Raw genomic sequence first — 2,423 nt, forward strand, 5'->3', positions numbered from 1 at the left:
ACCAGCTGCGCGTCTTCGTAGCTGTGGCGGAGCGCCAGCACGTGACCCGTGCGGCGGAGGCCTTGAGCATGGCGCAATCGGCAGCAAGTGCTGCGGTCGTGGCGCTGGAAACAGGCTATGGCATTCGCCTTTTCAACCGGGTCGGCCGCGGTATCGAGCTGACTGAAGCCGGGCGCCGCTTCCTGATGGAGGCGCGGGCGGTGCTGGTCCGCGCTGGGGCTGCGGAGCGAATGCTTGCCGAGCTGAGTGGCCTGGTACAGGGCTCCCTTTCGGTGTGGGCCAGCCAGACCATCGCCAGCTACTGGCTGCCGCGTCACCTTGTGGCGTTCCGCCTGGCGCATCCCGGTATCGAGATCCGGTTGACCATCGGCAACACCGCGCAGGTCGCCGCTGCGGTGCATGAGGGCTTGGCGGAGATCGGTTTCGTCGAGGGCGCCGTGGAGGACGGCTTGCTCAGCAGTGCGACTGTCGCCACCGATCAGCTCGTACTCGTGGTGGCGGCGGGCCACCCTTGGGCGGCCAGCGCCGAACTGACCCTGAGGGACGCCGCCGAACAGGGCGAATGGGTCCTGCGCGAGCCTGGCTCCGGTACACGCTCGGTCTTCGAGGCAGCCCTGGCCGCGGCAGGGATACCGCTCAGCCGCTTGCGGATCACATTGGAGCTGCCCTCGAACGAAGCGGTGCGAGCCGCGGTCGAAAGCGGCATGGGTGCCACCGTGATCTCTGCCTCCGTCGCCGTGTCGGGCCTGGAGGCCGGGCTGCTGCACAGGGTCGCGCTTGCTCTGCCCGAACGCGAGTTTCACGTATTGCGTCACCACGAACGGCACCCTAGTGGGGCCGCCGAGGCGCTGCTTTCGCTCATTGCCGCTACCACCCCCCGACCCGACCCGGTCGGCTGACGATCAGGCAATCCTGAGCAGCCAGATCATCCCCAAGCCAACGGCGCCAAGTGCCAGCAGCGAGAAGCTTACCGCGGCAGTCACACGCCCACCAGCCCGGGCTACCACCCGCACATCCACGCCGAGACCCAACGCGGCCATCGAAACCACGGTCAGTGCGGTCGCCAGGGTGGCTATCGGTGCGAGCGCCACCTGCGGCACCAGGCCCAGCGAACGCAGCGTGGCCAGCACCAGGAAGCCCAGGATGAACCAGGGCACCAGCCGATGCAGCGGCGGCCGGCCCGGCCNAGTGCCGGGCGATCCCCCGCGCTGACTTGCGGCGCCACCTGTTCGGTTTCCTCGCGCAGCCGGGCTGTCAGCAGCGACAACACAAGGACCACCGGACCGAGCATCAGCACCCGCACCAGCTTGACCAGGGTGCCGACCTGAACGGCCAGAGCACCGGCGGGCGCGGTTGCCGCCAGCACCTGCGGCACGGCATAGACGGTCAGCCCCGCCAGTACGCCAAACTGAATGCCGGACAAGCCAAGTGCCGTCGCCAGCACAGGCAGCCCAAGCACGACGAGCACGCCCAGGACTGCCGTGAAAGCGATGGAGGAGGCGACGTCGTCGCCATCGGCGCCAATCACGGGCGCGACGGCGGCAATCGCGGAGTTGCCACAGATGGCGTTTCCGCAAGCGACCAGGATGGCCATGCGTCGCGGCAATCCGAGCAGCCGGCCGATGCCATAGCCGCCGCAAACTGCAGCGACCACGAGCGCGACGATGCCGAGCAGCAAAGCCGGCCCCACCATCAGGATAGTGGCGGCGCTGACCGAAGCACCCAGCAACACCACAGCAATTTCGAGCAGCGTCTTGGCGCCAAACTCAATACCGGGATGCCAGCGGGCGGCCGGCGTCCAGGCGGTGCGCAGCGCGGCGCCGAGCAGGATGGCCAGCACCAGCGCCTCCAGCCAGGCCCGGCCGAACAGCGCTGTTTCGGCATGCTCCAAGCTGATGGCGACGAGGGTTACCCCCACACAAAGCAGGAGGCCAGGCAGCAAGCGAACGAGGCCGATCCTTATTACCGCAACGGTCGGCGTGACAGGCAGGTTTAAGGGCAAGGCGGGCATGGCAGGCTCCCTGAGGTAGGAGCAATCTGGGCTTTAAAGAATGATCGTTCCAACGCTGGATTCCGGTCAATCCAATCCGCTTCGCTGATCGATCGCACCCTCGACCTGTCTGTCCGACACAAGACGTGTCAGTGCCGCCTCTGACGGCCGCTACCGTCCATAGGCGGCGACCAGATAGCTCACGATCGCCTTCATATCCGCTTCCTCGACCGGCGCACCGTAGACGTGGCGCATCTTATTCACTTCGGCCGCCCAAAACGCGTCCGGGTCCCGCAGATTGCGGGGCTGGGTCGAGATGTAGTCAGCTGAGTGGCAGGCAACGCAATTGGCTTGCGCAACGTCGAGGCCAGGCCCGGGCGCAAGTTCCGCCGTCTCTTCTGGCAACTCGTACTGGATCGGCTTTGCGGTCGCC

The 2,423-nt window shown here is 67.0% G+C and carries 4 protein-coding genes; 1 reads left to right on the forward strand and 3 read right to left on the reverse strand.

Going from position 1 to position 2,423, the window contains the following annotated elements; genetic code table 11:
• Positions 1 to 899: LysR family transcriptional regulator (locus QWZ14_RS08735; protein ID WP_290316247.1), on the forward strand; the 899-nt coding region annotated here is incomplete at its 5' end.
• 3 nt (positions 900 to 902) lie between these two features.
• On the opposite strand, the gene QWZ14_RS08740 is transcribed toward QWZ14_RS08735, so the two are convergent.
• From QWZ14_RS08740 to sorB, 3 genes are all read right to left on the reverse strand, one after another.
• Positions 903 to 1,130: a putative sulfate exporter family transporter gene (locus tag QWZ14_RS08740; RefSeq protein ID WP_290316248.1), complete on the reverse strand. Its 228-nt coding sequence runs from the start codon at positions 1,128 to 1,130 to the stop codon at positions 903 to 905.
• A complete protein-coding gene (locus QWZ14_RS08745; RefSeq protein WP_290316249.1) occupies positions 1,073 to 2,011 on the reverse strand; it encodes a YeiH family protein in 939 nt (312 codons plus the stop codon). Before QWZ14_RS08745 ends, QWZ14_RS08740 begins: the two co-directional genes overlap by 58 nt.
• A 150-nt stretch (positions 2,012 to 2,161) precedes the next feature.
• Positions 2,162 to 2,423 (reverse strand): SorB family sulfite dehydrogenase c-type cytochrome subunit (gene sorB, locus QWZ14_RS08750; protein WP_290316250.1); only part of this gene is annotated, 262 nt, incomplete at its 5' end.

Source organism: Paeniroseomonas aquatica (genome assembly GCF_030409335.1).
Classification (GTDB): domain Bacteria; phylum Pseudomonadota; class Alphaproteobacteria; order Acetobacterales; family Acetobacteraceae; genus Belnapia; species Belnapia aquatica.